This is a genomic window from Paraburkholderia sp. EG287B, from assembly GCF_040965595.1.
Classification (GTDB): Bacteria; Pseudomonadota; Gammaproteobacteria; order Burkholderiales; family Burkholderiaceae; genus Paraburkholderia.
Genome location: NZ_JBFRCG010000055.1, coordinates 1 through 7,015 on the forward strand (window position 1 = coordinate 1; position 7,015 = coordinate 7,015).

6 protein-coding genes are annotated in these 7,015 nt (G+C 66.1%); 1 reads left to right on the forward strand and 5 read right to left on the reverse strand.

The window, feature by feature from the left end; genetic code table 11:
* Positions 1 to 172: 172 nt before the first annotated feature.
* From paaK to paaN, 5 genes are all read right to left on the reverse strand, one after another.
* Positions 173 to 1,471: a phenylacetate--CoA ligase PaaK gene (gene paaK / locus AB4Y40_RS42435; protein ID WP_368692946.1), complete on the reverse strand. Its 1,299-nt coding sequence runs from the start codon at positions 1,469 to 1,471 to the stop codon at positions 173 to 175.
* A 66-nt stretch (positions 1,472 to 1,537) separates the two neighbouring features.
* Positions 1,538 to 2,008: a hydroxyphenylacetyl-CoA thioesterase PaaI gene (gene paaI, locus AB4Y40_RS42440; protein WP_368692947.1), complete on the reverse strand. Its 471-nt coding sequence runs from the start codon at positions 2,006 to 2,008 to the stop codon at positions 1,538 to 1,540.
* A gap of 1 nt (position 2,009) precedes the next feature.
* Positions 2,010 to 2,801 (reverse strand): 2-(1,2-epoxy-1,2-dihydrophenyl)acetyl-CoA isomerase PaaG, encoded by a 792-nt coding sequence (paaG, locus tag AB4Y40_RS42445; protein WP_368692948.1) that lies wholly within the window; start codon positions 2,799 to 2,801, stop codon positions 2,010 to 2,012.
* Between the two features lie 112 nt (positions 2,802 to 2,913).
* Positions 2,914 to 4,122, reverse strand: coding sequence for a 3-oxoadipyl-CoA thiolase (pcaF, locus tag AB4Y40_RS42450; protein WP_368692949.1), 1,209 nt, complete (start codon positions 4,120 to 4,122; stop codon positions 2,914 to 2,916).
* Positions 4,123 to 4,220: 98 nt separating this feature from the next.
* Complete coding sequence (gene paaN, locus AB4Y40_RS42455; protein ID WP_368692950.1) at positions 4,221 to 5,921, reverse strand: phenylacetic acid degradation protein PaaN; 1,701 nt, start codon at positions 5,919 to 5,921, stop codon at positions 4,221 to 4,223.
* A 139-nt stretch (positions 5,922 to 6,060) separates the two neighbouring features.
* Between paaN and AB4Y40_RS42460 the strand changes: the two genes are divergently transcribed.
* Positions 6,061 to 6,837 (forward strand): enoyl-CoA hydratase, encoded by a 777-nt coding sequence (locus AB4Y40_RS42460; protein WP_368692951.1) that lies wholly within the window; start codon positions 6,061 to 6,063, stop codon positions 6,835 to 6,837.
* The last annotated feature ends 178 nt before the right edge of the window (positions 6,838 to 7,015 follow it).

The window sequence follows — 7,015 nt, forward strand, 5'->3', positions numbered from 1 at the left end:
GCGCGAACGGCTCAAGCAGCTTGCCAACAAAAAACGGCCCGGGCGCTCTTGCGCCCGGGCCGTCAAGTCCAGACCTTTCCGCTACACCGTTCGGAACCTGAAACGGGACCTTAACTGAACGGCATTACGGCGTTTGCCGGCTTTTTCTTTTACTGCGCGTCGCGAGCCGCGCTTACTTCGGCCGCTTGTCGATGACTCGCCGGGCCTTGCCCACCGAGCGCTCGATGCCGTTCACTTCGAGCACGTTCACCTTGCACGTCACGCCGATCAGCGCCTTGATGTCGTAAGCGAGCGCCTTGCTGGCCGCGTCGAGCGCGCCGTAGTCGGGCGCGGTTTCCGGGCACGGTTCGCAGTTGAGCGACATCACGTCCATCGGACCTTCCTTCGTCAGGATGATCTGATAGTGCGGTGCGAGCGCCGGCTGCTTGAGCAGCAGTTCCTCGATCTGCGTGGGGAACACGTTCACGCCGCGGATGATCAACATGTCGTCCGAGCGGCCCGTGATCTTTTCCATGCGGCGCATGGTGCGCGCCGTACCGGGCAACAGACGCGTGAGGTCGCGCGTGCGGTAACGGACGATGGGCAGCGCTTCCTTCGTGAGCGAGGTGAAGACAAGCTCGCCCAGTTCGCCGTCGGGCAGCACTTCGCCGGTTTCCGGGTCGATGATCTCGGGGTAGAAGTGGTCTTCCCAGATCGTTGGGCCGTCTTTCGTCTCCGCGCATTCCGAGGCGACGCCCGGGCCCATCACTTCCGAAAGACCGTAGATGTCGACGGCCGTGATGCCCATGCGCTGCTCGATGGCCCGGCGCATGTCGTTGGTCCACGGCTCCGCGCCGAAGATGCCGATGCGCAGCGAACAGGTGGCGGGGTCGATGCCCTGGCGCTCCATTTCGTCGGCGATCGCGAGCATGTAGCTCGGCGTGACCATGATGATGTCGGGGCGGAAGTCCTGGATCAGCTGGACCTGCTTCTCGGTCTGGCCGCCGCCGAACGGAATGACGGTGAGACCCGCACGTTCCGCGCCGTAGTGCGCGCCAAGGCCGCCCGTAAAGAGTCCGTAGCCGTAGCTGATGTGCACCTTGTCGCCGCGCTTCGCGCCGGCAGCGCGCACCGAACGCGCGACGAGGTTCGCCCAGGTGTCGATGTCGCGTGCCGTGTAGGCCACCACGGTCGGCTTGCCCGTCGTGCCCGACGACGCATGGATACGCGAAATCTGGTCTTGCGGCACCGCGAACATGCCGAACGGATAGTTGTCGCGCAGATCCTTCTTCGTGGTGAACGGGAAGCGCGCGAGATCGGCGAGCGACTGCACCTGGGACGGATGCACCCCGGCTTCGTCGAATTTGCGGCGATAGACCGGCGAATTCTCGTAAGCGTGGTTCAGCGACCATTTCAGGCGCTCGAGCTGCAGCGCAGCAAGCTCGTCGCGGCTCGCCTTTTCGATGGGTTCGAGCGGCAGCGTGGTACTCATGGGTGTCTCCTGGATCTTAAGAACTTTACTCGTGACGCGTAGGGAATCGAGAGGGGGAAACCCGCTTCACGTTGCGACTGGAATGACATTGCCGCGAATCTGCGCGGACTTGCCTCGGAAAAGCGCGACGGTTTCGCCTGCCCGGTTCGTCACGCGGATGTCGTAGACCCCGTTGCGTCCCGATAGCACCTGTTCGACGGCTTCGGCGGTCAACACCTCGTCGCGCAGGACCGGACGCAGGAACTCGATCGAGCAGCCGGCCGCGACGGTGTTGATGTTGTACGAATTGCACGCGAAGGCGAACGCCGAATCCGCGAGCGAGAAAATCATCCCGCCGTGGCAGGTCTGATGGCCGTTGAGGAACTCGGGCCGCACGGCCATGGAGAGGCGCGCGTAGCCGGCGCGCACTTCGAGGAGCTCCATGCCGAGCGCGCGCGTGCAGCCGTCGGCTTCGTACATCGCCTGCGCGGCCGCGCGAGCGAGTTCGTCGGGCGACAGGCTGTCGTCCTCTGGCAGTTGCGAGACTTGCGTGGACATCTCAGCGGCCCTCGAAGTGCGGTGCGCGTTTTTCGATGAAGGCTTGCACGCCTTCTGCGTAGTCGTGCGACGCGCCGAGTTCGCGCTGCAGGTCGCGTTCGAGATCGAGTTGCTGGTCGAGCGTGTTCGTGGCCGATGCGCGCAGCGCCTCGCGCGTGGCGACGAGGGCGCGCGTGGGTTGCTGCGCGAGGCGTGCGGCGAGCGCGCCGGCCGTTTGCGCGAGATCCGCGTCGTCGGTCACTTGCCAGACGACGCCCCAGCTTTCCGCCTTTTCCGCGCTGAGCTTTTCGCCGGTCATGGCGAGTCCGAGCGCGCGCGCCATGCCCACGCGTTTGGGCAGGAACCACGTGCCGCCGGAATCGGGCACGAGGCCGATCTTCACGAACGCCTGGATGAAGCTTGCCGAGCGTGCGGCGAGCACGAGGTCGCAGGCGAGGGCGAGATTGGCGCCCGCGCCGGCCGCGGTGCCGTTGACGGCGGCGATCACGGGCATCGGCAGCGCCTGCAGACGCTTGATCAGCGGATTGAAATGCTCATCGATGAGGTCGCCGAGATCGGTCATCGCGCCCGGCGTGAAGTCGAGATCGGCGAGATCCTGGCCCGCGCAGAAGCCGCGGCCCGCGCCCGTCAGCACAAGGGCGCGCGCGCCGGCTGCGGCGACCTCGTCGAGCGCGGCGACGAGCTCGCGGTGCATGGCGCGCGTGAAGCTGTTGAGCTTGTCCGGGCGGTTCAGCGTGATCGTAGCCACGCGGGTGGATGCGTCGATTTCGACGCGGATCGCATCGTAGGGCATCGGTTGTCTCCTTGTCGACCAGAGTTAGCGCTTCAGCGCTTACTCTGGTCCCATGCAAAGCTGCCTGAGACCGCCGAACGTATCGCCCGGCGGCCGGTCGATACTGCGCGCGTTATGCCTCGATGCGTTCGATCGCGAGGGCGATGCCCTGGCCGACGCCGATGCACATCGTACAAAGTGCGAAGCGTCCGTTCGTGCGCTCGAGCTGATGGAGCGCCGTCGTGACGAGACGTGCGCCCGAAGCGCCGAGCGGGTGGCCCAACGCAATCGCGCCGCCATTCGGGTTCACGCGCGGATCGTCGTCGGCAACGCCGAGTGCGCGCAGCACGGCGAGACCTTGCGAGGCGAACGCCTCATTGAGTTCGATCACGTCGAACTGATCCAGCGTCATGCCGAGTTGCTTGAGCAGCTTTTGCGTAGCGGGCGCCGGGCCGATGCCCATGATGCGCGGCGCCACGCCGGCGGTCGCCATGCCCAGCACGCGCGCGCGGCGACGCAGGCCAAACTGTTTGGCGGCCTCCTCGTTGGCGAGCAGCAGGGCGCAGGCGCCGTCGTTGACGCCCGAGGCGTTGCCCGCCGTGACCGTGCCGTCCGGCTTCACGACGCCCTTGAGCTTGCCGAGCGATTCGAGCGAAGTCTCGCGCGGGTGCTCGTCGAGCGACACGCGCACGGGGTCACCCTTCTTTTGCGCGATCTCGACCGCGACGATTTCCTGCGCGAGCGTGCCGTCCTTCTGCGCGCGGGCCGCTTTCTGCTGGCTGCGCAGCGCGAACGCGTCCTGATCCGCGCGATTGATGCTGAATTCTTCCGCGACGTTTTCGGCCGTCTCCGGCATCGAATCGACACCGTATTGCTGCTTCATCAGCTTGTTGACGAAACGCCAGCCGATGGTCGTGTCGTAGATGGCCGCTTCACGCGAAAATGCCGAAGCCGCCTTGCCCATGACGAACGGCGCGCGCGTCATGCTTTCCACGCCGCCCGCGATCATGAGGCGCGCTTCGCCCGCCTTGATCGCGCGCGCCGCGCTGCCGACGGCGTCGAGGCCCGAACCGCACAGGCGGTTGAGCGTGCCGCCCGGCGCGTCGGTCGGCAGGCCCGCGAGCAGCGCGGCCATGCGCGCGACGTTGCGGTTGTCTTCGCCGGCCTGGTTGGCGCAGCCGTAGAGCACGTCGTCGAGCGCGCTCCAGTCCACGCCGGGATTGCGCTCGACGAGCGCGCGGATCGGCACCGCGGCGAGGTCGTCCGCGCGGACGTCCTTGAGGGCGCCGCCGTAGCGGCCGAACGGGGTGCGAATCGCGTCGCAGATATAGGCTTCGGTCATCTCGGATTCCTGGGGGCGCGAGCGCAGAAGTGCGCTCACGCCTTGCATGCTAGAGGGATGGACAATCGGGCGCCATTTGGCTGAGCGGTGTGGGCCGATCAGCTGGCGACGGCCGGGGCCGCTTTCGGTTCGACGTGAACGCGGCTCTGAACCACGCGGAAGCGGTTCGCGACAAAGGCGGCGTCGGCGAGCGCGGCGTTCGCCGCGGGGTTCGCGCCGGTGCCGTGGAAGTCCGAGAATGCAGCCGACTGGTTCACGAACACGCCGCCCGTGAGGTTGATCGAGAGCGCCACGCCACCGGTGATGGCGGCTTCGTGCGCGGCTTCGATCACGGCGTCGTCCGTGCTGTAGACGGAAAGCGTGAGCGCGCCGTGGTCGCGTGCGGTCTCGCCGGCCAGCTTGAGCGATTGCGCAGTCGAATCCGTGGCGATCACGAACGAGATCGGGCCGAACCATTCGCGCGTGAACTGGGCGGCGTCGCGGGCTGCGTCGAGCGAAAGCACGAGCGGCGTGCGCACGCGTGCGCCGGCGAACTGCGGGTGTTCGAGCGTCTGGCTGTCGGCGAGCACGGTGCCGAGCTTGCGGGCTTCGTCGATGCGAGCCGTCACGCCTTCGTTCTGGATCGCGCCGAGCACTTCGACGGCGCGCGCCGGATCGGCGACGAACTTCTGCACGGCGCCGGCAATCGCCTGGGCGACGGCCTCGAAGCTCGCCTGGCCTTCAGCGGTGCGGATGCCGTCGCGCGGCACATAGATGTTCTGCGGGGCCGTGCACATCTGGCCCGAGTAAAGGGAGAGCGAGAACGCGATGTTGCGGGCGACGGCCTTCAGGTCGTCCGCCGAGTCGATCACGATCTGGTTCACGCCGGCCTTTTCCGTGTAGACCTGCGCCTGATGCGCATTGCGCTCGAGCCAGTCGCCGTTTTGCGTGCTGCCCGTGAAGTCGATCAGCTTGATCTCGGGGCGCAGTGCGAGCTGCTGCACGAGTGCGCCGTCGTTGGGGTCGGTGGCGAGCAGCGTCACGACGTTCGGATCGAAGCCGGCTTCGCGCAGCACGTCGCGCGCAATGCGCACGGTGATCGCGAGCGGCAGGATCGCACCCGGGTGCGGCTTGACGATGACCGTGTTGCCCGTCGCCAGATCGGCGAAAAGGCCGGGGTAGCCGTTCCAGGTCGGGAACGTGCAGCAGCCGAGCACGAGGCCGGTGCCGCGCGGCACGATGGTGAAGCGCTTTTGCATCGCGAGGGGCGGGTTCTTGCCCTGCGGCTTTTCCCAGTGCGCGTCGGCGGGAATGCGGCGCAGCTGGTCGTAGGCGTAGGTGACGGCTTCGAGCGCGCGGTCCTGCGCGTGCGGGCCGCCGGCCTGGAAGGCCATCATGAACGCCTGGCCGGTCGTGTGCATCACGCTGAAGGCGATCTCGAAGCTCGCGCGGTTCAGACGCTCGAGGATCTCGAGGCTCACGCCTGCCCACGCCTGCGGGCCGGCGGCGCGCCAGTCGCGCTGAGCCTGCTGCGCGGCTTCGATCAACTGGTCGGGCGTCGATTTCGGATAGCGCGCGCCGAGCGCGAAGCCGAACGGCGAGGCCTCGCTGCCGGCGGTTTCGCCCGTCGACGGCTGGTCCAGTTCGAAGGCGCGATCCAGGTGGGCCTTGAACGCGGCTTCGCCATCTGCGCTAGCGGTTTCCCCGTACACTTTGGGGCTGGGCATTTCGGCGAACGGGCTCCAGTAGCCGCGGGTCTCGATGGCGGCAAGCGCTTTTTGAAGCGCGCCCTCATGCTTGGCAAACAGCGAATGTGTCATGGCTCAACGTTGATTGAGAGGTTGGACGGGGCCCGTGCCAATTAATTGACCGACCGGTTGGTTGGCCAATGTTAGCATTAGTCAAAGTTCGGCGTAAAAAATTTTTTTTGGGGACTTTCTTTTGATGGAAGGAGGAGTTATGGGGTACGAAAACATCCTGGTCGAGACGCGTGGCAAGGTCGGACTGATCGCGCTGAACCGGCCAAAGGCGCTCAACGCGCTAAACGATGCGCTCATGGACGAACTGGGCGCGGCACTCAAGGCGTTCGACGCCGATGAGGGCGTTGGTGCGATCGTCATCACCGGTAGCGAAAAGGCGTTCGCCGCGGGCGCCGACATCGGGATGATGGCGAGCTACACCTTCATGGATGTGTACAAAGGCGACTACATCACGCGCAACTGGGAAACGATCCGCTCGATTCGCAAGCCGATCATCGCGGCGGTCGCGGGCTTCGCGCTCGGTGGTGGCTGCGAATTGGCCATGATGTGCGACATGATCTTCGCCGCCGATACGGCGAAGTTCGGCCAGCCCGAGATCAAGCTGGGCGTGATTCCGGGTGCGGGCGGCACGCAGCGTCTGCCGCGCGCGGTGTCGAAAGCGAAGGCGATGGACCTGTGCCTGACCGCGCGGATGATGGGCGCGGAAGAGGCGGAGCGCGCCGGCCTCGTGTCGCGGGTGATTCCCGCGGCAGAGCTGCTGAACGAAACGCTGGCCGCGGCGGCGACCATCTGCGAATTCTCGTTGCCCGCCGTGATGATGGCGAAGGAGTCCGTGAATCGCGCTTACGAGACGACGCTGGCTGAAGGCGTGCACTTCGAGCGCCGCCTGTTCCATTCGCTCTTCGCTTCGGAAGATCAGAAGGAAGGGATGGCGGCCTTCGTCGAGAAGCGCAAGCCCGCGTTCAAGAACAAGTAATTGGCTGGGAGATTCGATCGCCGGGAACGGCGATCGAAATTATTTTCGCCACCCCCTTGCACAGTGCCGGCGGGGGCGCTAAGATTCGCCCCCTTCGCAGTTCGATGTCTCAGACGTCAGGGCAGCGAAGGCCGCCGCGGAAACCGGCGGACGCAGGAGTCGGCAGCTTTTTCAAGCG

What these genes read in the sequence shown, in the direction of transcription:
- pcaF (WP_368692949.1), bottom strand. Translation starts at nt 4,122, where the DNA reads ATGACCGAAGCCTATATCTGCGACGCGATTCGCACCCCGTTCGGCCGC.
- paaG (WP_368692948.1), bottom strand. Translation starts at nt 2,801, where the DNA reads ATGCCCTACGATGCGATCCGCGTCGAAATCGACGCATCCACCCGCGTG.
- AB4Y40_RS42460 (WP_368692951.1), top strand. Translation starts at nt 6,061, where the DNA reads ATGGGGTACGAAAACATCCTGGTCGAGACGCGTGGCAAGGTCGGACTG.
- paaK (WP_368692946.1), bottom strand. Translation starts at nt 1,471, where the DNA reads ATGAGTACCACGCTGCCGCTCGAACCCATCGAAAAGGCGAGCCGCGAC.
- paaI (WP_368692947.1), bottom strand. Translation starts at nt 2,008, where the DNA reads ATGTCCACGCAAGTCTCGCAACTGCCAGAGGACGACAGCCTGTCGCCC.
- paaN (WP_368692950.1), bottom strand. Translation starts at nt 5,921, where the DNA reads ATGACACATTCGCTGTTTGCCAAGCATGAGGGCGCGCTTCAAAAAGCG.